This window comes from Pseudomonas farris (genome assembly GCF_019145235.1).
Classification (GTDB): Bacteria; Pseudomonadota; Gammaproteobacteria; order Pseudomonadales; family Pseudomonadaceae; genus Aquipseudomonas; species Aquipseudomonas farris.
The window spans coordinates 73,175-97,736 of the sequence record NZ_JAHSTV010000002.1; the positions used below are offsets into that span (position 1 = coordinate 73,175).

Genomic DNA, 24,562 nt, shown 5'->3' on the forward strand with positions numbered 1-24,562 from the left:
GCGGTCGCAGGCGAGAGTTTGCGGCCATCGGAGAAACCTATGAAACAATCACATGTAAACAGCTACTACGCCGCAACCCGAAATCACACAGCTGACTTCCCAATTCTTGAAGAGCTGGTGGAATGCGACGTCTGCGTGATCGGCGCCGGCTACACTGGTCTGTCCTCGGCGCTGTTCCTCAGCGAAGCGGGTTACAGCGTCACCGTACTGGAAGCCGCCAAAGTCGGCTTCGGCGCCAGCGGTCGCAACGGCGGCCAACTGGTCAACTCCTATAGCCGCGACGTCGATGTCATTGAAGAACGCTACGGCGACAAAACCGCCGAAGTGCTTGGCAGCATGATCTTTGAAGGCGCCGACATCATCCGTTCGCGCATCAAAGAGTACGACATCAAATGCGACTACCGTCCCGGCGGCATCTTCGCAGCGCTGAACAAAAAGCAACTCAACGGCCTGGCCGAGCAAAAGAGCAGCTGGGAGCGCTACGGCAACAAAAACCTGAGAATGCTCGACGCGGCTGACATCAAGCGCGAAGTGGGTTGCGACAACTACGTCGGCGGCCTGCTCGACATGCAGGGCGGCCACATCCACCCGCTGAACCTGGCCCTCGGCGAAGCCGCCGCGATCATCAGCCTGGGCGGCAAAATCTACGAACAGTCCGCCGCCGTGGAAATCACCTACGGCGAACCGATCACCGTGCGCACCGCCAAAGGCGTGGTGCGGGCCAAGTACCTGCTGATCGCCGGCAACGCCTACCTGCCTCAAGACCTCGACAACCGCGTCACGCGCAAAAGCATGCCCTGCGGTTCGCAAATCGTGGTCACCGAGCCGCTGTCCGAACGAGTCGCTCGCAGCCTGATCACCAACAACTACTGCGTCGAAGACTGCAACTACCTGCTCGACTACTACCGCCTCACCGCCGACAACCGCCTGCTGTACGGCGGCGGCGTGGTCTACGGCGCCCGTGAGCCCGACGACATCGAACAACTGATCAAACCAAAAATCCTCAAAACTTTCCCGCAACTCAAAGACGTGAAAATCGACTACCGCTGGACCGGCAACTTCCTGCTGACCATGTCCCGCATGCCGCAATTCGGCCGCATCGAAAAAAACGCCTACTACATGCAAGGCTACAGCGGCCACGGCGTCACCTGCTCACACCTGGCCGGCAAACTCATCTCGGAAATGATCCGCGGCGACGCCGAACGCTTCGATGCTTTCGCTTCGCTCCCGCACATGCCCATGATCGGCGGCCGCACCTTCCAGGCCCCACTCACCGCCATGGGCGCCGCGTATTACGCGCTGCGCGATCGATTCGGCATCTAAGTAGAACCTTACCGGCGGCCATCCCAAAATGTACCGCCGGCCAATGCCAGTCATGGCAGGGTACCGCTCCCACAAGGGAATTGGTGACATACACAAATTTTGCGAACAACACCAATCAACTGTGGGAGCGGGCTTGCTCGCGAAAGCGGTAGCTCAGTCGCCATCAATGTTGAATGTGATGGCCTCTTCGCGAGCAAGCCCGCTCCCACAGAGATCCAGGTCGCACACCAAATGGGTGGTCAACCGGGACCAAACTGTGGGAGCGAGCCTGCTCGCGATGAGGCCATATCAGCCGCCATCAATATCGCCCGATACACCCCCATCGCAAGCAGGCTCACTCCCACAATTCCCGCATCTGACCGACCGGCATCAAGGGCCCGCCGGGCTTTTTTCATAGCCGTTTATCGAACCTGCTGAGCAACACCAGCAAACGTGATTTAATACCCGCCTTCCACGGTTCCGGGACGGGAAACGGCGTAATCCGCGGCCACCAGTCGCCCGCCACCCACCCCCATTACCCCTTAAGTATTCTTCGCATAAGGCTGTCATGGACACGGGCTCACGACTCAAATTAGTACGCGAAAGCTACAAACTGTCCCAGCGCGAGCTGGCCCGGCGTAGCGGCGTCACCAATGCCACCATTTCCCTGATCGAACAGAATCGCGTCAGTCCCTCCGTCAGCTCCCTTAAAAAACTGCTCGAAGGCATCCCCATGTCCTTGGCGGACTTCTTCACCTTCGACCAACCGCCTCGCGAACACCAATACGTGTTCCGCGCCAATGAACAGCCGGATCTCGGCCGTCATGGTCTGCGGTTGTTGCTGATTGGCGCTTCGGTACCGAGTCGGCAGATGCGGCTTTTGCGCGAGCAGTACGCGCCTGGGGCGAGTTCTGGCGAAGAACCCATCGTGCATGCTGAAGGGGAGGAGTGTGGGCTCGTAACCCGTGGCACGGTTGAGCTCACCGTTGATGGGCAGATTAGCGTGCTGAATGCCGGGGATGGGTATTACTTTCCGACGACGCTGCCGCATCGGTTTCGCAATATCGGGGCGGATGAGGCGGAGATCATTAGCGCCAACACCCCGGCTAACTTCTGATACCGATAGCGAACATCAAATCTGTAGCAGCTGCCGAAGGCTGCGTTCGGCTGCGAAGCAGTCGTAAATCCGGGTACTGTTCCTAATCATTGCGCTCCACAATTGACAACCCGGATCATCCAAAACACTATCGGCCCATGACCTACACACGCCGCATGAACATGATGTGCTCCTACATGACCGCTTCCGGCGGGCCATGAGGTCATGCGTTCACAGAATTTGACGTAATCACCCAAGGCCCCGCCAGAAATGGACGGGGCTTTTTAGTTCTCCGTCTACCGATGGCTAACGGAGAATGAAATGTTCGAGATTAGACGCGCCACGCACAGCGATGCCCAAACGGCGTTCGACATTCGCCTTCAAGCGATACGACACCAATGCATCGGCGCCTATACCACGGAGCAAATGCTGGCCTGGACGGCAGGAGCAGCCAAGGACGGGTATAGCGACCTGATGGATAAACACTTTTATCTGGGCTGTATTCAGGGTGAGCCGGTGGCGACAGGAATGCTTGATTTGGAGAGGAGCGAAATCGGCGCGATCTTTGTCCTACCGAGCTTTATGCAGCGAGGCATTGGCTTGAGAGTCTTGAACTACCTTGAATGCCTGGCGCGGGATTTGGGGCTGAAGGAGGTCAATCTGGACGCCACGTTGAGCGCAGCTGACTTTTACCGGCGCTGCGGTTTCGTGGGTGACGAACCTGCTATTTACCATTCGCCCTCCGGGCTTCAGCTGGCTTGTGTGCCGATGGTGAAAGCACTAGACAGAATTGATTGCTTCACCGACAGCAGACCCGGAGGAGCTCGTGCAGCCCGCAATATTCCTGATTGCCACGATTGACAGCCCTAACGACTTGTAGGAATTTAGCCGCCCGCAGGTAAGGCATATCTGCTGACGGTCAAAAAATGGCCGTTATTCACCACACAAGGGATTGTCTATGCAGGGTTCAAACACCGTTGCTCAACAGGTGTGCGGTCAGCTGGTGCACGAGCATCAGAACATCGCGCACATGCACATTGCCCAGCAAATCCTCGAATGCCTGTTTCGACGTCGTAGCCTTGCCCCGGGGCAGGATCACGAACTTTCGTTGCAGGTGCTGGAACCCCATCTGGCGAAAGTAATGCAGGCGGTCGAGAGCGGTCGCAAGGTCGAAATGGTCTTGCCAGCCTTTCCCGGAAAATCGCCGAGTCGCAAGAAAACCCTCAGCCATCTACCCGATCTTGCTGAACATCACGCAATCGACGAGTTACACCGCCTGTGCAATGAGATCCAGGAGATCTACGCACCGGGAGCGCTGATTCATATCTGCTCCGATGGCTATGTGTTCTCTGACTTGGTGCATGTTCCCGATGCAGACGTTAAGGCCTACACCGACGCTATCCAGGACTACGCCGAACAGCATTATCCCGGCACGTTCGCCCATTTCGATCTCAGGGATGCCTATCCTCCGCTTGATTGTCTGGACGCCATGCGTGAGGAAATGATGATCGAGCACGGCCAGTCATTGGTCTTGTTGCAGCAGCGCTTCAAGGATGATCCGCACATGATGTTGATGTACTGCGGCATCCATCGCTTCCTGTCCGAGGATTACTCGGGGCTCAAAGTATTCGCCGGCATGAGTCTTAATGCGGTGAAGAAAGTCGCCAAGCCGGCCTCGCAGCGGGTGATCCAGCGCAGTGAAGCCTGGAGTGCGCTGTTACAGGCGCGCTACCCGCATTGCCTGCGCCTGTCGATTCACCCGCAACTGGCGGTGTCGACGAAAATCGGTATCCGGTTGGTGCCAACCAGTGACCTGTGGCGTACGCCCTGGCATTCGGTGGCTATCAAGCGACGGGGTGTGGTCACCCTCGAAAAACGCAGCAATGTCGATGAGCGCTACCACCGCCTGGTGTTCCGCAAGGGGCGTCCTTGTCACTACGCCAGTGCTCAATGATGGCGTCTCGGTTGCGGGTCGAAGCCGTACTCTTCGATTTGGATGGAACCTTGGTCGACACCCTGCCGGACATCACCTGGTGCCTGAACCAAGTGTTACTCGAACACGGTTGCCCGGCGCAGACGGCGCAAACAGTGCGGGGTTACATCGGCGGCGGGGTCACGGCGATGATCGAGCAGGTTGCCGCGCGGTTTGGCATTGCCGATGCGGTCGCTATGCACCAGCGCTATGTGGCGCTGTATCAAAACAACCTTGTTCAATTTTCCCGGCCATTCAGCGGTGTGCTTGCCTTGCTTGAAGGCTGTCGCCAGTTACACGTGCCGCTGGCAATCGTGACCAACAAGACCGAGGAAATGGCCCGGCAAGTAGCCGATGCACTGCTTCCACAGAATACCTTCGGGACGATTCTGGGGCATCGCGCGGGCAGGGCGCTCAAACCTCAGCCGGATGTGGCATGGGAAGCCGCCCGGCAGTTGTCGGTTGATCCACAACGCTGTTTGTTCATCGGCGATACCGAGATCGATCTGAAGACCGCCCGTGCTGCAGGCATGTACTCGGCGGCGGTCACTTGGGGATATGGCCTGACCCCAACATTGCAGGCCCAGGCCCCGAACTTCTGTTGTGAACAGCCAGCCGGATTGCTGCGCATTCTGCAGCAAGTCTGCGCTACAGCGCCTGTATTCAACGAGCATGGCGACACCGTTAAATCCTATTGATACACACACTCTCAAGGAAGTTGTTCTATGGAACATAGAGACGCATGGATCGCTGCCGTCAGCGATTTGCTCGCGGGCTATCTGCTCAAAGGCACGGATGATTGTTTCGACACACAAGGCAGAGCGCATCTCGCGCTACGCCTGGGGCATTACTTCGATCAGAGCCTGCCGGTGCGTCTGGTGCTGCCAGGCTTTCCCTGCAAGTCGCCGAACGCCACTGACCAGACATTCGGCGTGTTGCCGGATTATGGCGAAGTCATCGCCATCGAGCGCCTCGACCAACTTGGCCAAGCCATCGCCGCGTTGCACGCACCGGGCTGTGTGGTGTCGATCCTCAGTGACGGAACGACCTTCAATGACATCGTCGGGGTGGCCGACGAGGTTCGCGAGACCTACAACCGGGCGTTGCGTGAACTGTGCACCACCCATACGATTCAGTGGGTCAGCATGGAAGACCTGTTCCCTCAGGCCCAAAGTGCCGAGTCGGTTCGCGCCAGCCTGATCAAGCAGGCCCGTCTGCCCTGGAAAAATCTTGGGGATCTGATCGAGCAGAGCCGGCACGATGAATCCCTCAGCCAGGCGCATGACCATCTCTGCAGTCACCTCTACAACGACCTGCGTCTGTGCCGTGAAGACGGGCAGAGTGAGGACGAGTACCTGCAGCAAATCAACTTCAAAGCCTACCAAATGATGTATCGAGGGCAGGCATTGAATGCGGCAGTGGATCGTTTCTTCGGCGATGACATTCGATTGTCGGTCCATCAATACAGCAATGCCGGGCCCAAATTCACCTTCGGCTTGGCCGAAGGGCTGACCCGTGTCGACAGCCCCTGGCATGCCGTGCCGGTGTGCAACATCGATGGCAGCCAGAGCCTTCGCGCACGCGCGCAGGTCGACCTCGACCACCATGTGCTGGTCACTTGGCAAGGTCGGCCGTGGCTCTACCACCAAACAGAAAACCCGCAGGCCAAAGGCTTCGAATACGAACTGCAAAAACTTCCGCTCTTTGGCCTGGTGGTGCGAGACCCGTTGGGGCTGGGTTTCGAACGACTGTCCACGGGCCTGCTGGAGGCACTGGTGGAAACCTTCGGTTTCGTCTGCCTCAAGGGCTGCCGCTTCGACGACCAGGACAGTTTTGCTCGCAGCTGCGAACGTTTCGGCACGCTGTACGAATGGGCCTTCGGCGCCGTGCACGTGGTCAAACCCACGGACAAACCGCAAGGCGTGGTGCACTCGCTGGAGAAAACGCCTTTGCACTGGGACTTGAACATGCTGCCCGACAGCGACGCACAGGTTCAGCGCAATCCGAAATTCTGCGCCAGCAAATTCATGCTGTATTGCAAGACAGCGCCGCAACCGGGCGAGGGCCAAACCACCATCGTCGACAGCCGAAACGTACTGCGTAAAGTCGGGCAGCAAGTCGCCCGACAATGGCAGAACGTGAACATCACCTACTACACCAAAATGACCTACTTCGGTGGCTCGCCGCGCATGTACAGCCTGGTGGATCATCACCCCCGCAGCGGCGAACTCATCCTGCGTTACCAAGAAGGCACCGACTCGACACTGCAGACCCTGAGCCAGTCTGTGCAGGACCATGATGAGGAAGCTCAACAGGCGCTGCTCGAACAGGTCAACTCGCTGGTTTATGACCCGGAGTGCATGATTGCCCATCAATGGAGTGAGGGTGATCTGGTGCTGATCGACAACTATCGGACGCTGCATGGAAGGCTGCCGATGTCGGCGGGTTCTTCGTCGCGGGAGTTGTGGCGGGTGCAGGTTTACTGATCGCTGTTGTCTTGCAAGGCCCTGGAGACAGGGCCTTGCAGGAAATCCCCATCACTGCGCGATGAAGTCCCGAATCGCTCAAGACTAGAAAACCCGCAGCGACGCGGGTTTCCTTACGGCTCAAATCTGATCACTGACCTTTAGGCGCATCAAATCCACGTTGCTCAATCACCCGAAACACATCGCTCACATCCTGAACCATGATCCGGGCAATGTTGGTGACGGTGTTGATGTCATGCTCGGCGTAGTCCGGCAGGCTGGTGCAGGCCATGAGGTTGAGGTATTTGAGGACGGCGCTGAGGCGTTCGCTGAGGCAGTTGTGGAGTTCGCGCAGTGGAACGTCGGCGTCGATGAGGAGGACGGGGTGGTCGGTGGCGAAGTGGGACATGGGGGTGACGCGGCGAGGCGGTTTGTTCGTGGTCATTGGTAGTTCTCTAAGGAAGTAAATAGAGGTACCACCTTTTCGCTGCGAAACAATTGGGTGGCAGATGTACGCGGGTTCGCAGACCGAGAGATGACCTAAACCCGGCAGACTCGAAAGTCTCCCACGTACAACCGCCATGAAATGAAGCTCGGGCGAATTTTGCCAGAGTTTTCATTCGACGGTGAAGGACATCTCTTCTTGGGGCTGCGAAACCCTATCGCTAACTGCGGTCAGCGACAGACCCACTCTAGGCAGCGATTTTGATAGCCGCAACCGGGCTGTAGGACCACACGCGGTCACTGTGGCGAGGGGGCTTGCCCCCGCTCGGTGGCGCAGCCGCCGCAAAACCGGGCGTTGCGATGTATCTGAGGAAACGAGCTAGCAGGGTTTGGGGCTGCTTCGCATCCCGGGGGGAGCACGCTCCCTCGCCACAAACAGTTGTTTCCTACAAGATTCTCAGACTTCAAAATCCTGGCCGCGCGCTCATCGTGCTATCAGGCGCGGGTTTTCGGTGGAAAGGACGCTTGCTTCCGTTCAGCATCACCACCGTCGTAGACTGAAAGCCAACGGGAATTCAAGGATGGAACGCACCCCATGATCGAAATCGGCAGCCGCAACAACGCCCCCACGCCACAGCGCAAAACCCAGGACATTTACCTCTTCCACATCGACCTTTCCCGGCCGGACACGCCTTTTTGTTTCGAGCAGTCCATCGGTGGCGGTCATTGCGAGCAGGGCGGGGCAGTGTGGTTGGCGGTGTCGGGGCTTGAGGCTTGGCCGGGTGAGTGGCGTCTGCATGTGCAGAAGTCCGGTTGTGGCTGGGTCGCTGAACTGGTGGAGGGTAATCCGGGTGTCGATCAGGCGACGCTGGTGTCGATGATTCTCGAATGCCACGCTGAGGGCGCCAAGCCTGTGGGGCGGTGGAAAGCGATTGCAGGTTGGTTCAAACGCAACATTCATTTCAGCGGCCGTTACGGCGTTTAACCTGAGGAGAATCCCATGAGTCAGACACTGGAACGCGCCATTGCCATCGCCGCGGCGGCGCATGAGGGGCAGGTGGACAAGGGCGGCGCGCCTTACATCCTGCATCCGCTGAAAGTCATGCTGCGGGTGAACACGCTGGAAGAGCGCATCGTCGCGGTGCTGCATGACGTGGTCGAGGATTGCGGCATCAGCTTCGACGATCTGCGTAACGAAGGCTTCAGCGAAACGGTGCTGATGGCGATTGCATCGGTGACCAAGGTGCCGGACGAGTCCTACGAGGAGTTTGTCGAGCGCGTGGCGCAGAACCCGATTGGCCGGGTGGTGAAACTGGCGGATCTGGAAGAGAACAGCGACTTGTCGCGGATTGCCCAGCCATCCTGGGAGGATCTGGAGCGCGTTGAGAAGTATCGGCGGGCGATCGGGGTGTTGCGTTCGTAGTGAGTGTTGGCACCGCGTCGCCGGCGTGAGTGCCGGAGGTGTTCCAGCCAGAAGCGACAAAGCCCCGCATCATCAGGGCTTTGTTCTTTGAAATTGCGCAGTTCTCAGATCGTTACCGCACGCCGTCCGGCGTTATTGTCTGGCCTGCGGTGAGTGCGGGGTCTGTGCAATGTGCTTCGGTCCCGCCAAGGCCCATGCGATCAGCCCGAATAGCGGCACAAACACGATCACCACCATCCACACCAGTTTGTTGCTCGATTTACCTTCGGCTTTTCGCACCCGATTTATCGCCCACAACTCAATCAGTACAAGTACTGCTGCGAGCACGATCCAGATTGTTTCGATTTGCATTCGTCACCTCCTGATAGTCATTCAGTTAGGCGAGCGGGTGGGGGCGGGGTTCATTAAATTTGCGGTGGCTTGGGACCGCAATTGCACTCCACTTGACCACCCGTTTGCATTCGACCTGACCAGTCATTTGCATTCGTTCTGACCACCGATTGCATCGGATTTCACCAGCACGCTTTGTAACCATGATCGGCAGAGAACGGCCAGGAGCTGCTAGGGGCGTAACAATGACGAAATAGTAACTATGCTAGGTCTGATGCCGGAATTGATCGAGCAGATCGGGCCTTCCGTCCATACGTCGTGGCAAAACAATGGAAATGGGATCGATCCGCTTGTGTTGAATTGGCCGTTGCTGCATCTCAAGGCAGGTCTGCCGGAGGAGGTCTGAAGTTGCGAATCGCTTTTTTGGTGAACCGGGACGTGGAGAGCAATCTCACTCTCAATTTCCTGTTGCCCGAGATTCACGAGAGCACAGTGGGAATATTCCTCTCGGAGAGAGTGGGATCGGGCAGGAAGGTGCCACGCATGCTCGGACAACTGGCATTGATCGAGCAGGACTTCTTCAATGCCTTGACCCCTGGGTTAATCGGATCGAGCGACCAGGTTAGCAGCGGGCATCGATTCGGTTTTGCAGAACTGCAGCAACGCTTTGGGGTTCCTGTGCGGGTATTGCCCAGCTTGAGGGATCCTGCGGGCCTGCAAATGCTGCAGGATGCGGGAGCGGATCTGTTCATCTCAATCCGCTTTGGTCAAATCCTGAAGAATGAAGCGTTGGCAATTCCGCCACGCGGCGTCCTCAATCTTCACTCTGGCCTCTTGCCTCAATATCGAGGTGTTCTCGCGACCTTCCGGGCGCTGCTGAACGGGGACCCGGAGATCGGTTGTACTCTCCATTGGATCGACAGTCCCGGCATTGATGTCGGTCGCATCATTGAGACTGCGCGTGTGGCAGTCGAAAAGGAGCGCTCCTTGCTGTGGCACATCCTTTCACTTTATCAACCAGGCGCGCGTCTCATCATGAACGCAATCAGGCGCTTGGAGCGCGATGAGCCCATGACGGGGACGTCTCAAGATCCATCTGCCGGGGCCTACTACTCCTTTCCCGGCGAGGATGACCTGATGCAGTTCACGACACTGGGGTGGCGGCTCTTCGATCGCGAGGACGTTTGGGATCTTTTCGAATCGTACGGATTTCCGTTGCGGATAAGCGCTCCTTGAGAGCTGAACGGCGGCATGGCTTACTGAGGCCTTGTTGCTGGAGCATTGAAAAGCTCAAAACGACGCCGCAAAAGGTTGGCGTCGCTCAACGTCTGTGTTGGGTCGTTCTCTGCCGGTCATGCCCACAAATCGTGCTGGTCAAATCCGATGCAAATGACTGGTCAGGTCGAATGAGGGAAATGCCCTGTATGGGACATTTCACGGGTGGTGCATATGACAATGGTGTTCGAAACTGATGCTCGTGAAATACCGGGATAGACCACAATTTTTCCGCTCAACAGTTTTTGAAATCGTGGTCTGCCCCGGTGTTTCTAGCCTCCTTTTTTTGCCTGTCGCTCAAGCCTGAACTGGAGTGCAAAGCTCCACCAGCGTGCCATTCGGGCAGCGAACGTACGAGATGGTTTGCCCCCAAGGTTTGACGAGCGGGGCGGCTATTTCGGTGGCGCCGGCGTTCAGCGCTTTGGCGTGGGCGGCGGCGACGTCGTCGGTCACTAGGCCAACTTCCATACCCAATGGTTTGACGGAGGCGTGGGCCGAGATGTGACCCGTACTGAAGTTCATCGCCGCGAGTTCATCGGCGGCGAAGGCCAGAGCAGTTTCCCCTGTTTCGAGTTCGCCGTAGGTGTTGGATTCGTGGAGGAATCGGGTGGTGATTCCGAACGCTGTTTCAAAGAATTGCAGTGAGGTGGGGACGTCCGGGACGTAGATGATCAGGTAGCCGAATTTCATGTGCGAACATTCCTTGTCGTGCCATTGGGCCGGCAAATCTAGCAGAAGTTGGAGGTAACTCGCTTGACTGATTCAAACAGAAAAACCCGCAACTCAGTGCGGGGTTTTTACGTTTGGACGGTGCGCGCTATCCCTTACACACCGGTAGCCAATTTCCCACTCGTCAACCGACACCTGTAAGCACTATCCCGACTCGCTAACCAGAAGTACAACGGCGAAGTCACCAACAACCCCACCACTCAAGACAAGTCAGCCCCATTGGTGTGTTCCGAAATCGGTCCGAAACAGTGGCGCCGCTGTATCTGCCGTGTTTGATCGCCGGTTTCAAAGAGCGCTGGCCGGGTGTGGAGATCCGGATTCGCGATGGTGAGCTGCGGGAGTTGGTGCAGGCACTGACCGCCAGCAGGCCTTGACCATGGCCTTGATCACTGCACGGTCCGCGAGCATGTTGCCAGCGGCCACGCATTGTTCGCCGGTCACGGCGTTGTGGTTACCCAGGGGTTCCGAGCCGCTGAAGTGTGCGGTGCGGCCGAGGTGGTCAATCGCGGTGATCTGTCGGTATTGGCTGTAGCCGTTGCGGGTCAAAACCTTGTCCAACGCCTCGGCAGGCGCGAGGGGCAACGGGCGGCGATGGAGAAGGTCATGGTTTCGCTCCTTGTTTAGCCTTGGCTGAGGGGGGGCTGTGCTGGCCTCATCGCGGGCAAACCCGCTCCCACAGGGATCTTCGGTGGTCACAGATTTGTGTACGACGCGGATCGTGTGGGAGCTGGCTTGCCTGCGATGGCTACGGCGCGGTGTACCTGCTTACTCAGGAATCACTGCAATCACATCAATCTCCATCAACCACTGCGGCTGCCCCAGTGCCGACACAACCAACCCGGTCGAAATGGGAAACACCCCTTTAAGCCACTTGCCCACTTCCTGATACACCGGTTCGCGGTAACGCGGGTCGATCAGGTAAGTGGTGGTTTTCACGATGTGGCTGAGGTCGCTGCCGGCTTCTTCCAGCAACTGTTTGACGTTACGCATGGCTTGTTCGGTTTGCGTACGGGCATCACCGAGGCCCACCAGGTTGCCGTCAAAATGGGTGCCGACCTGGCCGCGAACATAAACGATGTTGCCGGCCCGCACGGCCTGGCACAGGTCATTGTCCAGGTTCTGGTTCGGGTAGGTTTCCTTGGTGTTGAACATGCGACTACGGGTATGGGTTGGCCATCCGACCGCTCAGTCACTTTCCTGAAAAAATCTCCGCAAGCCTGTTGACAGCTCAATTCGTTCAAAACTAATCTGCATACAGCGCTGCATACATGATGGCGCACATCGTTACACGCTTGTACCTTTCTGCCCAAGAACAACTACATATCGGTGAGGTTCAAAATGGCTCGGTTATTCTCTCGCTCCGTCCGCAACATGCTCGTCTGTGCAGCCGCTATCGGTACGCTACTGAGCCAGGCTCCAGCGCACGCCGCTGATCCGTCACTTTGGCAAGGCGTTCAAAAAGCCGGCGTGTTGCGTTGCGGCGCTGCCGTCGCGGCGCCGTATGTGATGCGTGATGCCCGTTCGGGTCAGTACAGCGGTTACTTCGTGGATTTGTGCAGGGACTTCGGCGAGAAGGTGCTCAAGGTCAAGGTGGAGTTCGTCGACACCAATTGGGACAACCTGGTCGCCGGCCTGCAAGGCGGGAAATGGGATCTGGCGATGGCGTTGAATCAGACCCCGGAACGCGCCATGGCCGTCAGCTTCTCGGTCCCGGCGACCGACTACCAGATCTCGTTGCTCACCCATAAAGACAATCCAAAACTCGCCACAGCGGGCAATGCAATCGCGGACTATGACAAGCCGGGCGTGTCGTTCGCGGTGATGTCTGGCACGGCCGCCGACAAGGCAATCAGCGCAGTGGTGAAGCATGGCACGGTCATGCGTTTGCCCGGTATGGACGAGACGCGACTGGCCGTGATGTCGCGTCGGGCCGACGTCCTGGTCGACGCCAGTGACACCAACCATTTGTTCGCCGTCGCCAACCCGGACTGGACCAAGGAAATACTGCCAGCCCCGGCATTGGCGAAACAGGGCGTGGCGTTCGGGCTGAGCCGTGACGCGTCACCGTCCGACCTGCAAGTGCTGAACATCTACCTCACCCAGCGTCGCGAAACAGGCGAGATTGCGGCCCTGGTCGACAAGGCTTCCGTCCTCGCGAACGCCGACGAAAAAACATCCAAGTAATTTCGATGATTCCCGAGAGCGGCCCGTAACCGCCGCTCTCCTGGAGACCCTTTATGACAGCTCCTTTACTGGTGGCCGCCCAGCCACAGGCTTCGTTCGTCCCTGATTCGGCCGGCGGTGACTTCATCCAGCTTCGCGATGTTTACAAATCTTATGGCGAAGGGTTGGTGGTCATGGACCATTTGAACCTGGATATGCGCGCTGACGATCGGTTGGTCATCATCGGTCCCAGCGGTAGCGGCAAGAGTTCGTTGCTGCGGGTCATGATGGGGCTTGAAAGCATCCAGGGCGGGACGATCAGCTTCCAGGGCAAGTCTTACATCGATGGCAATGCGAGAAACCACGGCAAGCCACTGGATGTGCGCTTGCAAACCCAGGTCGGGATGGTGTTTCAGCATTACACGCTGTTCCCGCATCTGTCGGTCTTGAGCAACCTGATTCTGGCGCCCATGAAGGTTCACGGGCTCTCCAAGGTCCAGGCGACCGAGAAGGCTCGGCTGTTCCTGGCTCGCCTGGGTCTGGAAAGCAAGCTCAATGCGTATCCGAGTCAGCTCTCCGGCGGGCAGAAGCAGCGTGTCGCCATTGCCCGCGCCTTGATGCTCGAACCGAAGCTGATGCTATTCGACGAAGTGACCTCGGCGCTCGACCCGGAAATGGTGACCGAAGTGCAGAACGTGATGATGCAACTGGCAGAAGAAAAAATGGCCATGATCATCGTCACCCACGACATGCACTTCGCCAGGAACATCGCCTCGCGGGTGGTGTTCTGCGCCAATGGAAAGGTCGTCGAGCAGGGGCCTCCCGCGCAGATCTTCACTCAGCCGAAGGAGCCGCGCACCCGCGAATTCCTCGAAAAAGTCCTGCACCTGGACTGAGGATAACGGCCATGAATTATCAATTTGATTTCCATTTTTTGACCGGCAACTTTGGTGCCCTGTGGGAAGGCCTCAAGGTCACCCTGCAACTGGCGCTGGTGTCGAACGTGGTGGGGCTGATACTCGGTTTTGGTCTGTGCCTGTTGACCTTGAACCGCTGGTTTTTCATCCGCTGGCCCGCTCAGCTGTTCATCGAGTTCTTCCGTTGCACGCCGGCCTTGTTGCAGATCGTCTGGTTCTTCTACTGCTTGCCGATGCTGTTCAACGTGTTCATCGATCCGATCACCATGGGCGTACTGGCCCTGGGGCTGAACCTCACCGCGTTCAACGCAGAAGCCTATCGGGCAGGGGTGCAAGCGGTTCCGCGCGAACATCTGGATGCCTGCGTTGCGCTGGGTCTGCGACCATGGCAGCGAACGCTTTACGTGATCCTCCCGCAAGCCCTGCGCACCGCGCTGCCGGTGCTGATGACCAACGGCATTTCAATTCTCCAGCAAAGTGCGCTGGTTGCCATTGTGGCGGTCGCTGACCTTATGTACGTCGGCAAAAGCATTGCCACTGAAGCCTATCGCCCACTCGAAACTTACTCGCTGATTGCCCTGATCTACTTCGCCCTCTCGTTGCCCATCGCGCAGTTGGTGCAGTGGCTCGAGCGACGCCAGGACACTGCGCTCGCGCGCTGAGGAGACGATGATGCAATTGGATTTCATGGTGGTCTTTTCCTATTGGCAGGTGTTGGCCAAAGGCTTGGCGCTGACGCTGGCGTTCACCGTCAGTTGCGCCGTGCTGGGGAGTGTTTGCGGGTTTCTCTTGAGCCTTTTGCGGCTCTCGAAAAGCCCCTTGATCCGAATCCCTACCGGGCTTTACGTCGAGCTTTTTCGCGGCACGCCGTTGCTGATTCAACTGTTCTGGATCTTCTTCTGCCTGCCCGTCGTGTTCGGTATCTCGGTTCCCCCCTACGTATCGGTGGTGTTGGCGTTGACGCTGTACATGACCGCCATCACCAGCGAGACCTTTCGCGGCGCGCTCAAGTCCATTCCGAGTGAGCAACACGATGCCTGCACTGCCCTTGGCGTGGCGTCGTGGAACAAGGTGTTTTACGTGATTTTCCCGCAAGCACTCTTGCGGGCAGTCCCGCCACTGCTTTCCAACGTGGTCAGCCTGTTCAAGGAAAGCGCGCTCATTTCGTCGGTGGGGATCGCTGACCTCATGTTCGTCGGCCAGAACATTTCCAACAGCACCGCACGCCCGGTCGAGTTCCTGTCGGCGGTGGCGGTGATTTATTTCCTGGTGGCGTTCCCCCTGACCCGACTGGTCGGCGTGATCGAAACCCGGATGCTCAGACGCTACGCGTACTAACTCAACACACTGGAGATACTCCCATGCAGCAACTCAAAGGCATCCTGCCAGCCCTGGTGACCCCGTTCGATCAATCCGGTGCGATCGATTACGACGTCCTTGCATCGATCATCGAATATCAACTCAAACAGGGCGTGAGCGGTTTCGTGCCACTGGGCTCTACGGGCGAATACTACGCGCTGACCAATGATGAGCGTCGTCGGGTCATGGCCACTGTCCGTGAGGTGGTCGGTGATCGCGGCATGCTGATCGCTGGCGCCAACGGCTCGTGCACCCGTGAGGTGATCGAGCAGGTCAAACAGGCTCGCGACATCGGTTACAGCAACCTGCTCATCGCGCCGCCGTACTACGCCATTCCGACCCAGGAAGAGCTGATCGGTCACTACGAAGCGATTCTCGACGCCGTCCCGGATGTGAACGTCGTTCTTTATAACTACCCGATCCGGACTAACGTTGAAGTGGGCTATAGCGTGCTCGATGCGCTCAAGGATCATGAGCGGGTGATCGGCATCAAGGAAAGTGCAGGCAGCCTGCTGCGCGCCATTGAGATCGGTGAAAACTATAAAGGCAAAATCCAGCTGTCCTGCGGTTCCGATGACCAGGCGCTGGACTTTTTCCTGTGGGGCGCGACCAGCTGGATCTGCGCGCCGGCGAATTTCCTGTCGCCGCAAATCGTTTCGTTCTACAACAAGTACACCTCAGGTGACTTGGCCGGTGCGCAGCAAATCGTGCGCTCCTTGTTCCCGTTAATGGCCAATCTGGAAAGCGGCAAGTTCATTCAGAAGGTCAAATACGGATGCGAACTGGCTGGCTTTGAAGTGGGTGTCGCGCGCATGCCGTTGTTGCCGCTGACGCCTGAGGAAAAAACCGAATTCCGCAAAGAGTTCGAGAAGCTGCAAGGCTGATACTTTCCCGCATCGGCCTCCACGCGGGCCGATGCGGGTAATGGCGTGTCCGTGTCAGGATGGGTTCCACCTGTACGGGCTCGGCTTCATGAAAGAGAGACGGTGTTTATGACCCCTATGCAATCACCCATCCAGCAGCAAGCCGATCGCCAAACCGCGGTTGTCATTGGCGCAGGCATCGTCGGCGTCTGCTGCGCCTTGTATCTGCAGCGCGAGGGTTATCGAGTCACGTTGATCGACCCCGAAGCGCCGGGCGACAGCACGGCCAAGTGGAGCTGCGGGCAAATGGCGGTGAGTGAAGTCATCCCGTTGTCCAAGCCGGGAATACTGAAAAAGATTCCGGGCTGGTTGCTGGATCAGAAAGGACCATTGGCCTTGCGACCCAGTGCCTTGCCGGGAATCCTGCCGTGGTTTTTGCGGTTTTTGGCCTGCGCGCGGCATTCCAGGATTGTCGAGATTTCCAATGAGATGGCGACGCTGACGCATCATGTCTATGAAGACTATGCGCCCCTGCTGGACGCCTGTGCAGACAAGACATTGATGGGCGAGCGCCCGATTATCGAAGTCTTTGACACAGCGGCGGGGCTTGAACAGGAAGGACCGCATATGGAGCTGCGCAGGTCCCTCGGCTTCAAATCGCAGGTTTTGGATCGCGCAGCAATCGCCGACCTTGAACCTGCATTGGCCGGTAAATTCAGCCACGGGCTGCTGTTTCCCGATTGGCGTGCGGTCAGCGACACCAAAGGATTTATTGCCGCGTTGACGCAAAGTTTCGTCGATCAGGGCGGCGTCAGGATGCGTGCTCAGGTGAAGCACATCGATGAGGTCGCAGACCGGGCCAGCGGCGTGACCGTGACCACCGGTGAGCGTTACGCCGCTGATCATGTGGTGATCGCGGCCGGTACCGGCTCACGACAATTCTTCGAGCAGACAGGCGCCAGCGTGCCTCTGGCGGGTATTGCCGGCTATCAAGTGCTGCTCCCGCATTCCGGTGTCGAGGTTCGTCATTCGGTGATTTACGCCGACGGCGGTTTTTGCTTCGCGCCGATGACCCGAGGCCTGCAAATAGGCGGAACGATCGAGTTCGCCGGCCCCAATGCCGCGCCTAATTACAAGCGTGCGGAGATCATCCTGGAGAAGGCGCGCAAGATCCTTCCTCAGTTGAAGATCGACGACCTTGAATACGGCGTGGGTTATCGCCCATTTCTGCCGGACACCAAACCAGTCATCGATCGTAGTGATCGGCTCAAAAACGTATTCCTTGCGTTCGGTCACGGTCAACTGGGGCTGACCCTGGGTGCAACGACCGGGCGACTCATTACAGACCTGGTCGCCGGGCGCAAACCTGCCCAGGACCTGACCCCATTCAGTGCCAAACGCTTTGCTTTCAATTGAGGCCATTCATGAAATCCTACGACCTGCTTTACATCGACGGCCAATGGGTCAGCCCCGCCGAGGGCGGCAGCTTCGAGACCATCGACCCGAGCAATGAGTGTGTGATCACCCGCGTGGCCGCCGCGACCGCGCAAGACATCGACCTGGCGGTCAAAGCCGCGCGCCGCGCTTTTGATGACGGTCCCTGGCCACAGATGACCGGGGCTGAGCGCGCCATCGTGCTGCGCCGAATCGCCGCCGGGATTCGCGAGCGTCAGCAAACCTTGGCCGAGCTGGAGGTGCGAGACAACGGCAAGCCTTTGCCGGAAGCCCTGTGGGACATCGGCGATACGGCGGGTTGTTTCGACTTCTATGCCGATCTGGCCGAAGAGCTCGATGGGCATCGGGAGCAACCGATCGCCCTCGCGGATGAACGCTTCAGCTCGATCGCCCGTAAAGAGCCCATGGGTGTCGCGGGCGCGATCATTCCCTGGAATTTCCCGATGCTGATGGCGGCATGGAAAGTCGCCCCCGCGCTCGCGGCGGGCTGCTGCATGGTGTTGAAACCGTCCGAACTCACGCCGCTGACGGCATTGGAACTGGCCGACATCGCCCATCAGGCCGGCCTGCCCGCCGGTGTGTTGAACGTCGTGACCGGTCTGGGCAGCGAGGCTGGCGCGCCGTTGAGTGAGCATCCGGGCATCGACAAACTGGCCTTCACCGGCAGCGTGCCGACCGGAACGAAGATCATGCAGTCGGCGGCTCGCGACATCAAAAACATCAGCCTGGAACTGGGCGGCAAGTCGCCGTTCATCATTTTCAATGACAGCGATATCGAGGCTGCCGTCGAATGGATCATGTTCGGGATTTTCTGGAACCAGGGCGAAGTGTGTTCAGCGACCTCCCGTGTGCTGGTCCAGCGTGATCTGTACGAGCCTTTGCTCAAGCGCCTGGTCGAACAGACCCGCAGCCTGAGTATCGGCAATGGCCTGAAAGAAGGCGTTTTGCTTGGCCCGCTGGTGAGCCGTGGCCAATACGACAAAGTGCTGGAAGCCATCGCCAAAGGGCAGGAGGAGGGCGCAACCTTGTTGTACGGCGGCACGCGCCCGGCTGATTGTGAAAAAGGCTACTTCCTGACGCCGGCGATTTTTGCCGATGTGCCCGAAGAGAGCTGGATCTGGAAAGAGGAAATCTTCGGCCCGGTAGTGTGCGTGCGTCCATTCGACGATGAGGCCGAGGCATTGCGCAGCGCCAACGATTCACGCTTCGGTCTCGCGGCGGCGGTGATGTCCAGGGATCTGCAGCGGGCGGAGCGAGTCGCGCGCGGGCTGCGGGCCGGTATCGTCTGGGTCAACTGTTCGCAGCCTACCTTCACCGAAGCGCCTTGGGGCGGCTACAAACAGAGCGGGATCGGCCGTGAACTGGGTGAGTGGGGCTTGAACAATTACCTGGAAACCAAGCAGATCACCCGTTATGACAGCCAACAGCCTTGGGGCTGGTACATCAAGTAGAGGAGGCCGAGATGCGCTGGAAGAAAACCCTGCAAATGGCCGACGTGCATTGCGAAGGCGAGATCGGCAAAGTCATTACCGGTGGCGTGCTCGACATCCCCGGCAAGACCATGCTCGACAAGATGAATTACATCAACGAAGTGGACGACAGCCTGCGTCGGCTCGTGGTGCTGGAACCTCGTGGCTGCCTGCAAATGTCCGTCAACCTGCTGTTGCCGCCAACCCGGCCGGAGGCGCAGGCCGGCTTCATCGTACTGCAAGCGGACAAGGCTCACCCGATGTCCGGCAGCAACTGCATCTGTGTGGTCACCGCGTTGCTGGAGCTGGGCATTTTGCCGATGCAGGAGCCGTCCACCACCGTGGTGCTTGACACGCCGGCCGGCCTGGTCACGGCGCGTGCCCAGTGTGCGGATGGGCGCTGTGTTAGCGTCTCGCTGGATATGGTGCCCTCGTTCGTCGAGCATTTGGACGTGGTCATCGAAACCGCCGAGTATGGACCGATCAAGGCTGACATCGCTTTTGGTGGTGTTTATTACGCGCTGGTGGATGTCGATCAGATCGGCCTGAGTATCGCCCCGGAAAACGCCCGTACGCTGGCAAGCGAGGGAGTGCGTTTGCGGCGCGTGATCAACGAGCAGATAGTGGTCCGCCATCCGTTGATCAAAGAGCTGAATGAAGTCGCGTACGTGATGTTCCGCAATCGCCTCGACGATAAAACCTGGCAAACCTGCACCACCTTGCCGCCCGGCCGAGTGGACCGTTCGCCGTGCGGTACGGGCAGCTCCGCGAACCTGGCGACCTTGAGCGCGCGCGGTCTGGTGCGGCCAGGCGATCAGCTCACCTCGCGTTCCACCATCGGTGGTGAATTCAAGGTCGAGTTGTTGGGCCTGACCGAGGTAGGAGATCGGCCTGCGGTATTGCCGAGAATCACCGGGCGTGCCTGGGTGTATGGTTTGCATCAGATCGGTGTGGACCCGGACGATCCGCTTCGCGAAGGGTTCATGCTGAGCGATACCTGGGGCGAAGGTTTCTAACCGAGCCTTGGCTGATGCTAAAGTTGCGGGCCGGACAGACGTCCGGCCCGCACCGCTGAGAGCTGCCTGATGAGCAAAGACACCGCTGAACCCAACGCAAGCGTCAAACGCCATGGTGGGCGTTACATTTACGAGGAGCTGCGTAAACAGATCCTGACGCTCAAGCTCAAGCCAGGCACGCCGCTGGATGAGGTGTCGTTGGCGGCGCAATTCGGGCTGTCACGCTCGCCGGTACGCGACGCCCTGGCGCGACTGATCAGCGAAGGGCTGGTCACGATTCTGCCCAATCGCACCACGTTGGTGACACCGTTCGAGATCGAAGAATTCCCTAATTACATCTCCGCCCTGGACCTGATTCAGCGTGCCGTCACAAGGCTGGCGGCGTTACAGCGCACCGAAGACGACCTGATGCGTATTCGCGCCGCCGATGCGGCCTATCTGGAAGCCGTCAGCACCGGGGATTTTCAGGCGATGTCGGAAATGAACAAAGCCTTCCACATGACCATCGCCGAAGCCGGCAAGAATCCCTACTTCATCAACTATTACGAGAAGCTCCTGGGGGAAGGCCAGCGACTGCTGCATCTGCATTTCGACTACATCATCAGCGCTGCCAGCACCAGCACGCGGTTGGGGCGTGACCATGATGAAATGATCGACGCCATCGCGGCGCGCAATCCGGATGAGGCCGAACAGGCCGCGCATGAACACACCATGCTGTTTCAGCGTCGTTTCCTGGCTTACATGCAGCAGAACCTCACGGGCAGCATGTCCGTGAATTAAATCGTCATTGGGGGGCGTTAGTATTTTTCCATTCTGCGGTCATTCCCCTTGAAGAGAATCGGTCTAAAAAGCCCGACCCAGGCGTCGATCAATTTGCTATCCTGAAGTTGTAGGTGAAGACGCAGACTGATGCGCAAAGGGATAGCGAGGAAGCGTGGGGCGCGCTCCCAAGGGTACACGGTTAGAAAGATCTCCGCGCTGAGATCCAGCCCTTATGCCGTGTGAGGCAGAACAGCCCAAAGCAACAATTACTGTTCTGTGAGAGGCCCGATAAACCTTGTAAGCCAGAGACCAGCACTGGCCACCTACATCGATTTCCAAAGCCCGCCTTGTGCGGGCTTTTTCGTGTTTGCGGGTAGCCAGTTTGTTCTATACGGCGCGCGCTTTTGCGGATACGGCGCGAACGCCTGGTTCATCGCGTTCCGCCTGTCTGACGTGAACCGCAAAGCCAGACTGATCCGAAGCAATCTCGGCGCGTAACGTGAGTTGCGGGATGTCGTACGCCCCGGCATTTTGCGCTAGGAAAGGAATCGGTGCGGTCTTCCATAGGTCATCAAGCCGTTGGCCGAGCGCGTCGCAGGTCGTCGAAAATCTCTCCTCATCCATTCGGCTGGTGCGATAGATCACGAACGGTGGCAGCACGTCGAAACCGGGATAAAACAGTACGCCATGCTGAATGGGGAATAGCAGATCATCGATGGGCCCATTGATGCCCCGAGGGCTGTAATGCGACTCCCATCCGCCCGCAGTGACGATCAGCATCGCCCGTTTGCCCGCCAGCGTGCCTTCTCCATAGCGATTGCCCCAGCGCGCATCGGAGTGTTCCCCCACGCCATAGGCAAACCCATAGGCATAGACGCGTTCCACCCAGCCTTTGAGAATCGCCGGCATTGAGAACCACCACAGTGGAAACTGCAGAATGACGGTATCGGCCCAGAGCAGTTTTTCCTGTTCGAGGGCGATGTCCTGGCTTTGCCGGCCTTCTTCGAACGCATGTTTGGAGTCCAGCGAAGGATTGAACCGTGAGTCGGCTGGCCGGCCGGGATTGTCATCGGCGTCGAGGGAAGCTTTCCAGTCCATCGCGTATAGATCGGAGACCTGCACCTGGTGGCCGGCAGCCTCCAGGCGTTTGACGGCAAAGTCTTTGAGCGAGCCGTTCAATGATTTGGGTTCGGGATGGGCATAAACAAGCAGAACATTCATGGCTGAGTCTCCAGTGTCAGGAGCCAGCAGAGTCGGGCTTTGCCAGGTATATTGGAAATGAATAACCAATATGCCAGGTATTACCATGAATAATCTGCGACGCCTGGACATCAACTTGCTGCTGACCCTTGATGTCTTGCTCTCGGAACACAACGTGACCCGTGCGGCGCAACGCCTGAATTTGTCTCAACCGTCGGTGAGTGTTCATCTCGCCAAATTGCGGGACATTTTCGGTGATCCGCTGTTGCTGCCTGGACCACGGGGCATGCGGCCCACGGCTCGGGCTGATGAGTTGCGCGAGCCGTTGCGCCAGGCCCTGGAAGCCCTGGAGCGCGCCGTGTCGCCCGCCAGTCCTTTCAACCCGGCCGAGGCACGGCAGACGTGGAGCGTCATGGCGTCCGACTACGGTGAGACGACTATCGTTTTGCCTGCGTTAGCCGGGCTGCGCTCGGCAGCCCCCGGCACACGTCTGGCGGTGTTTGACCTGGTTCCATCACAGATCGCCAGACAAGCGGAGCAGGGGGCAATCGATCTGGCTTTTCACACCAGCGAGGACGCTCCCCTCGGCTTGCGGCGGCGCGCGTTGTTTACCGAACAGTATGTTTTGGTGGGGCGGGCCGGCCATCCACAGTTGAAAAAGCGGCCGACACTTGCGCAGTTCTGTGAGCTCGACCACGTGATCGTGTCACGGGATGGTGGGGCGTTTCAGGGGGGCACCGATCAGGCGCTTTCGGCGGTAGGCATGACACGCCGGGTGGCGCTTTCAGTCCCGCATTTCCTGTTTGTGCGGTCGGTGGTGGAGAGCACCGACATGGTGGCGATGCTGCCGTCGCGGCTGGTTCGCGATACGCAGGCGCTGGCGGTGGTCGAGTCACCACTTGAAGTCCCGGGTTACGAGATGTCGATGCTCTGGCCCGAGCGTGTTCATCGCGATCCTGCGCATCAATGGTTGCGCGAGTTCATTGTGAGTGCGTTGTGATTCACGTCAGTTAAACGCAATCCATGTGGGAGCGGGCTTGCTCGCGAAAGCGGTGTGTCAGGCGACATTAATGTTGACTGTGCCGCCGCCTTCGCGAGCAAGCCCGCTCCCACAGGTTCTGCGCTGCCATGCCAGTTGTGTTCATCCCGGCATTTGGCTAATCTCGCACAAACACGCAAAAACAGGCATAACCATGCAAGCCGAGCATTCCTCCGCCGAACTCCCGCAGCTGCGCCGTCAGAAAATCCTGCTGATCCTCGAACGCGATGGCAAGGTCATGGCCTCCGAATTGAGCCAGCATTTCGTCGTGTCTGAAGACACCATCCGCCGGGATCTGTCGGAGCTGGCCAGCGCCGGGCTGGTGCAGCGGGTACACGGCGGGGCGCTGCCGCGACCCAAGGACACGGGCAAGGATTACTTCACCCGGGTCGGCGAAACCGATGAAGTGAAAACCCGGCTGGCCCAACTCGCCGCACGCCGGGTCAAAAATGGCCAGATCGTGATTTTCGATTCCGGCAGCACCACACTGCAGATCGCACGCTCGCTGCCCGCAGACATCTGCATCACGGCCATCACCGCGTCGCCAATGATCGCGATCATCCTCGCCGAATACAAAGGCATCACGGTGATCGTCGCCGGTGGTCAGCTCAACCCCGTGACTATGTCTTCCGGCGGCCATGAAACCCTGCGGCTGATCGAGGGCATCAAGGCCGATCTGCTGTTCACCGGGGTCTGCGCCATTCATCCGGAAGTCGGCATCAGCTCGTTGCATTTCGATGAGGTGCCGGTAAAGCAGGCGATGCTCGCCAGTGCTTCCCACGTGATTGCCGTCACTACCGCAGACAAGCTGGGGGCGGTGGAGCCCTTCGTTGTTGCGCCTTGCAACCGCGTGCATACCCTGATCACCGAACGTCACGTGGCCTCGGGCAATGTCGAGGATTATCAAAAACTGGGGATCGAGGTGGTGCAGGTAGACGCTTGAGTGTCATCGCGGTCAGCGCTGCATGGGTTACGCTGATAGCTACGACGGGAGGAATGCAGTCATGACTGAGCGCCATATGATCCACTCGGAAACGCTATCGAACGGATGCACGATCAAGGTTAAGGCCGAGATATTGAGAGACGGTTCGCTGGGGATGTTCATCGGTGTTTACTGGCCGGACGGTTCGGCCATTGTTGAGGACAACCATCCGTCGCCGCATCTGCTGGACATGGAGGCCGCGCTGGACTGGGCGATCGAAAAAGCCAAAACAATCGGCAATAGCCAAAGAACGCTGTAAGGCTTGGCGATAACTGAATCATTGAGCATCTGGAAGGTCGTA

General features: G+C 58.4%; 25 protein-coding genes and 4 pseudogenes. 22 read left to right on the top strand and 7 right to left on the bottom strand.

Translation table 11 applies throughout. The features are described from left to right. The first annotated feature begins 39 nt into the window (after positions 1 to 39). The 6 genes and pseudogenes from KVG95_RS03580 to KVG95_RS03605 all read left to right on the top strand — a co-directional run bounded on the left by KVG95_RS03580 (position 40) and on the right by KVG95_RS03605 (position 6,856). Positions 40 to 1,323, top strand: a complete 1,284-nt coding sequence (locus tag KVG95_RS03580; protein WP_217854533.1) for an NAD(P)/FAD-dependent oxidoreductase — start codon at positions 40 to 42, stop codon at positions 1,321 to 1,323. Between the two features lie 547 nt (positions 1,324 to 1,870). Continuing rightward, entirely contained in the window at positions 1,871 to 2,419 is a 549-nt protein-coding gene (locus KVG95_RS03585; protein ID WP_008011722.1) for a cupin domain-containing protein, read from the top strand. A gap of 300 nt (positions 2,420 to 2,719) precedes the next feature. Continuing rightward, a pseudogene (locus KVG95_RS03590) lies at positions 2,720 to 3,181 on the top strand (GNAT family N-acetyltransferase); the annotation flags it as partial. 175 nt (positions 3,182 to 3,356) lie between these two features. After that, positions 3,357 to 4,352 carry an isocyanide synthase family protein gene (locus KVG95_RS03595; protein ID WP_217854535.1) on the top strand — a complete coding sequence of 332 codons (996 nt, stop codon included), beginning with the start codon at positions 3,357 to 3,359 and terminating at the stop codon, positions 4,350 to 4,352. Continuing rightward, complete coding sequence (locus KVG95_RS03600) at positions 4,352 to 5,068, top strand: HAD family hydrolase (protein WP_217854536.1); 717 nt, start codon at positions 4,352 to 4,354, stop codon at positions 5,066 to 5,068. The genes KVG95_RS03595 and KVG95_RS03600 overlap by 1 nt, the downstream gene beginning before the upstream one ends. Positions 5,069 to 5,095: 27 nt before the next feature. Continuing rightward, entirely contained in the window at positions 5,096 to 6,856 is a 1,761-nt protein-coding gene (locus tag KVG95_RS03605; protein WP_217854537.1) for an isocyanide synthase family protein, read from the top strand. Positions 6,857 to 6,986: 130 nt separating this feature from the next. Here KVG95_RS03605 and KVG95_RS03610 read toward each other — a convergent pair whose 3' ends face one another. After that, a complete protein-coding gene (locus KVG95_RS03610) occupies positions 6,987 to 7,280 on the bottom strand; it encodes a fructose-bisphosphate aldolase (RefSeq protein WP_217854538.1) in 294 nt (97 codons plus the stop codon). 594 nt (positions 7,281 to 7,874) lie between these two features. On the opposite strand from KVG95_RS03610, the gene KVG95_RS03615 reads away from it, so the two are divergent. Both KVG95_RS03615 and KVG95_RS03620 read left to right on the top strand, forming a co-directional pair. Then, entirely contained in the window at positions 7,875 to 8,264 is a 390-nt protein-coding gene (locus KVG95_RS03615; protein ID WP_217854539.1) for a hypothetical protein, read from the top strand. A gap of 15 nt (positions 8,265 to 8,279) precedes the next feature. Beyond that, the gene (locus tag KVG95_RS03620) at positions 8,280 to 8,702 is read left to right on the top strand and encodes an HD domain-containing protein (protein WP_052963016.1); all 423 of its coding nucleotides are present in this window, start codon (positions 8,280 to 8,282) and stop codon (positions 8,700 to 8,702) included. Positions 8,703 to 8,834: 132 nt separating this feature from the next. Here the strand turns inward: KVG95_RS03620 and KVG95_RS03625 are convergent, their stop codons facing one another. Further along, a complete protein-coding gene (locus tag KVG95_RS03625) occupies positions 8,835 to 9,053 on the bottom strand; it encodes a PLD nuclease N-terminal domain-containing protein (RefSeq protein WP_183678331.1) in 219 nt (72 codons plus the stop codon). A gap of 522 nt (positions 9,054 to 9,575) precedes the next feature. On the opposite strand from KVG95_RS03625, the gene KVG95_RS03630 reads away from it, so the two are divergent. After that, positions 9,576 to 10,268 carry a formyl transferase gene (locus KVG95_RS03630; RefSeq protein WP_225922897.1) on the top strand — a complete coding sequence of 231 codons (693 nt, stop codon included), beginning with the start codon at positions 9,576 to 9,578 and terminating at the stop codon, positions 10,266 to 10,268. 336 nt (positions 10,269 to 10,604) lie between these two features. Here KVG95_RS03630 and KVG95_RS03635 read toward each other — a convergent pair whose 3' ends face one another. Continuing rightward, positions 10,605 to 10,997: a VOC family protein gene (locus KVG95_RS03635; RefSeq protein ID WP_217854541.1), complete on the bottom strand. Its 393-nt coding sequence runs from the start codon at positions 10,995 to 10,997 to the stop codon at positions 10,605 to 10,607. A gap of 134 nt (positions 10,998 to 11,131) precedes the next feature. After that, positions 11,132 to 11,278 (bottom strand): annotated as a pseudogene (locus KVG95_RS29660) (cytosine permease); the annotation flags it as partial. Here KVG95_RS29660 and KVG95_RS03640 point away from each other — a divergent pair. After that, a pseudogene (locus KVG95_RS03640) lies at positions 11,279 to 11,404 on the top strand (LysR family transcriptional regulator); the annotation flags it as partial. On the opposite strand, the pseudogene KVG95_RS03645 reads toward KVG95_RS03640, so the two are convergent. Both KVG95_RS03645 and KVG95_RS03650 read right to left on the bottom strand, forming a co-directional pair. After that, positions 11,403 to 11,612: pseudogene (locus KVG95_RS03645) on the bottom strand (DUF1028 domain-containing protein); the annotation flags it as partial. The pseudogenes KVG95_RS03640 and KVG95_RS03645 overlap by 2 nt on opposite strands. 189 nt (positions 11,613 to 11,801) lie before the next feature. Next, the gene (locus KVG95_RS03650; protein WP_217854542.1) at positions 11,802 to 12,188 is read right to left on the bottom strand and encodes a RidA family protein; all 387 of its coding nucleotides are present in this window, start codon (positions 12,186 to 12,188) and stop codon (positions 11,802 to 11,804) included. Between the two features lie 186 nt (positions 12,189 to 12,374). Here KVG95_RS03650 and KVG95_RS03655 point away from each other — a divergent pair, with 186 nt between their 5' ends. From KVG95_RS03655 to KVG95_RS03695, 9 genes are all read left to right on the top strand, one after another. Then, positions 12,375 to 13,220 carry a substrate-binding periplasmic protein gene (locus KVG95_RS03655; protein ID WP_217854543.1) on the top strand — a complete coding sequence of 282 codons (846 nt, stop codon included), beginning with the start codon at positions 12,375 to 12,377 and terminating at the stop codon, positions 13,218 to 13,220. 53 nt (positions 13,221 to 13,273) lie between these two features. Beyond that, a complete protein-coding gene (locus tag KVG95_RS03660) occupies positions 13,274 to 14,095 on the top strand; it encodes an amino acid ABC transporter ATP-binding protein (protein ID WP_302470443.1) in 822 nt (273 codons plus the stop codon). A gap of 11 nt (positions 14,096 to 14,106) precedes the next feature. Continuing rightward, entirely contained in the window at positions 14,107 to 14,778 is a 672-nt protein-coding gene (locus KVG95_RS03665; RefSeq protein WP_217854544.1) for an amino acid ABC transporter permease, read from the top strand. A gap of 10 nt (positions 14,779 to 14,788) precedes the next feature. Continuing rightward, positions 14,789 to 15,454, top strand: coding sequence for an amino acid ABC transporter permease (locus KVG95_RS03670; RefSeq protein ID WP_217854545.1), 666 nt, complete (start codon positions 14,789 to 14,791; stop codon positions 15,452 to 15,454). 23 nt (positions 15,455 to 15,477) lie between these two features. Continuing rightward, positions 15,478 to 16,359: a 4-hydroxy-tetrahydrodipicolinate synthase gene (gene dapA / locus KVG95_RS03675; RefSeq protein WP_217854546.1), complete on the top strand. Its 882-nt coding sequence runs from the start codon at positions 15,478 to 15,480 to the stop codon at positions 16,357 to 16,359. A 108-nt stretch (positions 16,360 to 16,467) separates the two neighbouring features. Further along, positions 16,468 to 17,754: an NAD(P)/FAD-dependent oxidoreductase gene (locus tag KVG95_RS03680; RefSeq protein WP_225922898.1), complete on the top strand. Its 1,287-nt coding sequence runs from the start codon at positions 16,468 to 16,470 to the stop codon at positions 17,752 to 17,754. Positions 17,755 to 17,762: 8 nt separating this feature from the next. Next, entirely contained in the window at positions 17,763 to 19,244 is a 1,482-nt protein-coding gene (locus KVG95_RS03685; RefSeq protein ID WP_217854547.1) for an aldehyde dehydrogenase family protein, read from the top strand. An 11-nt stretch (positions 19,245 to 19,255) separates the two neighbouring features. Beyond that, on the top strand, positions 19,256 to 20,278 hold the full coding sequence (locus tag KVG95_RS03690; RefSeq protein WP_217854548.1) for a proline racemase family protein: 1,023 nt from the start codon (positions 19,256 to 19,258) through the stop codon (positions 20,276 to 20,278). Positions 20,279 to 20,347: 69 nt separating this feature from the next. Further along, the gene (locus KVG95_RS03695; protein WP_217854549.1) at positions 20,348 to 21,058 is read left to right on the top strand and encodes a GntR family transcriptional regulator; all 711 of its coding nucleotides are present in this window, start codon (positions 20,348 to 20,350) and stop codon (positions 21,056 to 21,058) included. 369 nt (positions 21,059 to 21,427) lie between these two features. On the opposite strand, the gene KVG95_RS03700 is transcribed toward KVG95_RS03695, so the two are convergent. Continuing rightward, a complete protein-coding gene (locus tag KVG95_RS03700) occupies positions 21,428 to 22,261 on the bottom strand; it encodes an NAD(P)H-dependent oxidoreductase (RefSeq protein ID WP_217854550.1) in 834 nt (277 codons plus the stop codon). A gap of 85 nt (positions 22,262 to 22,346) precedes the next feature. Here KVG95_RS03700 and KVG95_RS03705 point away from each other — a divergent pair, with 85 nt between their 5' ends. From KVG95_RS03705 to KVG95_RS03715, 3 genes are all read left to right on the top strand, one after another. Next, positions 22,347 to 23,240: a LysR family transcriptional regulator gene (locus KVG95_RS03705; protein WP_217854551.1), complete on the top strand. Its 894-nt coding sequence runs from the start codon at positions 22,347 to 22,349 to the stop codon at positions 23,238 to 23,240. 193 nt (positions 23,241 to 23,433) lie between these two features. Then, positions 23,434 to 24,222, top strand: a complete 789-nt coding sequence (locus KVG95_RS03710) for a DeoR/GlpR family DNA-binding transcription regulator (RefSeq protein ID WP_217854552.1) — start codon at positions 23,434 to 23,436, stop codon at positions 24,220 to 24,222. A 61-nt stretch (positions 24,223 to 24,283) separates the two neighbouring features. Next, positions 24,284 to 24,520, top strand: a complete 237-nt coding sequence (locus KVG95_RS03715) for a hypothetical protein (RefSeq protein WP_007904583.1) — start codon at positions 24,284 to 24,286, stop codon at positions 24,518 to 24,520. Positions 24,521 to 24,562 lie beyond the last annotated feature (42 nt).

Coding starts and splice junctions, on each gene's coding strand:
- KVG95_RS03580 (WP_217854533.1), top strand. CDS start 40: ATGAAACAATCACATGTAAACAGCTACTACGCCGCAACCCGAAATCAC.
- KVG95_RS03585 (WP_008011722.1), top strand. CDS start 1,871: ATGGACACGGGCTCACGACTCAAATTAGTACGCGAAAGCTACAAACTG.
- KVG95_RS03595 (WP_217854535.1), top strand. CDS start 3,357: ATGCAGGGTTCAAACACCGTTGCTCAACAGGTGTGCGGTCAGCTGGTG.
- KVG95_RS03600 (WP_217854536.1), top strand. CDS start 4,352: ATGGCGTCTCGGTTGCGGGTCGAAGCCGTACTCTTCGATTTGGATGGA.
- KVG95_RS03605 (WP_217854537.1), top strand. CDS start 5,096: ATGGAACATAGAGACGCATGGATCGCTGCCGTCAGCGATTTGCTCGCG.
- KVG95_RS03610 (WP_217854538.1), bottom strand. CDS start 7,280: ATGACCACGAACAAACCGCCTCGCCGCGTCACCCCCATGTCCCACTTC.
- KVG95_RS03615 (WP_217854539.1), top strand. CDS start 7,875: ATGATCGAAATCGGCAGCCGCAACAACGCCCCCACGCCACAGCGCAAA.
- KVG95_RS03620 (WP_052963016.1), top strand. CDS start 8,280: ATGAGTCAGACACTGGAACGCGCCATTGCCATCGCCGCGGCGGCGCAT.
- KVG95_RS03625 (WP_183678331.1), bottom strand. CDS start 9,053: ATGCAAATCGAAACAATCTGGATCGTGCTCGCAGCAGTACTTGTACTG.
- KVG95_RS03630 (WP_225922897.1), top strand. CDS start 9,576: ATGCTCGGACAACTGGCATTGATCGAGCAGGACTTCTTCAATGCCTTG.
- KVG95_RS03635 (WP_217854541.1), bottom strand. CDS start 10,997: ATGAAATTCGGCTACCTGATCATCTACGTCCCGGACGTCCCCACCTCA.
- KVG95_RS03650 (WP_217854542.1), bottom strand. CDS start 12,188: ATGTTCAACACCAAGGAAACCTACCCGAACCAGAACCTGGACAATGAC.
- KVG95_RS03655 (WP_217854543.1), top strand. CDS start 12,375: ATGGCTCGGTTATTCTCTCGCTCCGTCCGCAACATGCTCGTCTGTGCA.
- KVG95_RS03660 (WP_302470443.1), top strand. CDS start 13,274: ATGACAGCTCCTTTACTGGTGGCCGCCCAGCCACAGGCTTCGTTCGTC.
- KVG95_RS03665 (WP_217854544.1), top strand. CDS start 14,107: ATGAATTATCAATTTGATTTCCATTTTTTGACCGGCAACTTTGGTGCC.
- KVG95_RS03670 (WP_217854545.1), top strand. CDS start 14,789: ATGCAATTGGATTTCATGGTGGTCTTTTCCTATTGGCAGGTGTTGGCC.
- dapA (WP_217854546.1), top strand. CDS start 15,478: ATGCAGCAACTCAAAGGCATCCTGCCAGCCCTGGTGACCCCGTTCGAT.
- KVG95_RS03680 (WP_225922898.1), top strand. CDS start 16,468: ATGACCCCTATGCAATCACCCATCCAGCAGCAAGCCGATCGCCAAACC.
- KVG95_RS03685 (WP_217854547.1), top strand. CDS start 17,763: ATGAAATCCTACGACCTGCTTTACATCGACGGCCAATGGGTCAGCCCC.
- KVG95_RS03690 (WP_217854548.1), top strand. CDS start 19,256: ATGCGCTGGAAGAAAACCCTGCAAATGGCCGACGTGCATTGCGAAGGC.
- KVG95_RS03695 (WP_217854549.1), top strand. CDS start 20,348: ATGAGCAAAGACACCGCTGAACCCAACGCAAGCGTCAAACGCCATGGT.
- KVG95_RS03700 (WP_217854550.1), bottom strand. CDS start 22,261: ATGAATGTTCTGCTTGTTTATGCCCATCCCGAACCCAAATCATTGAAC.
- KVG95_RS03705 (WP_217854551.1), top strand. CDS start 22,347: ATGAATAATCTGCGACGCCTGGACATCAACTTGCTGCTGACCCTTGAT.
- KVG95_RS03710 (WP_217854552.1), top strand. CDS start 23,434: ATGCAAGCCGAGCATTCCTCCGCCGAACTCCCGCAGCTGCGCCGTCAG.
- KVG95_RS03715 (WP_007904583.1), top strand. CDS start 24,284: ATGACTGAGCGCCATATGATCCACTCGGAAACGCTATCGAACGGATGC.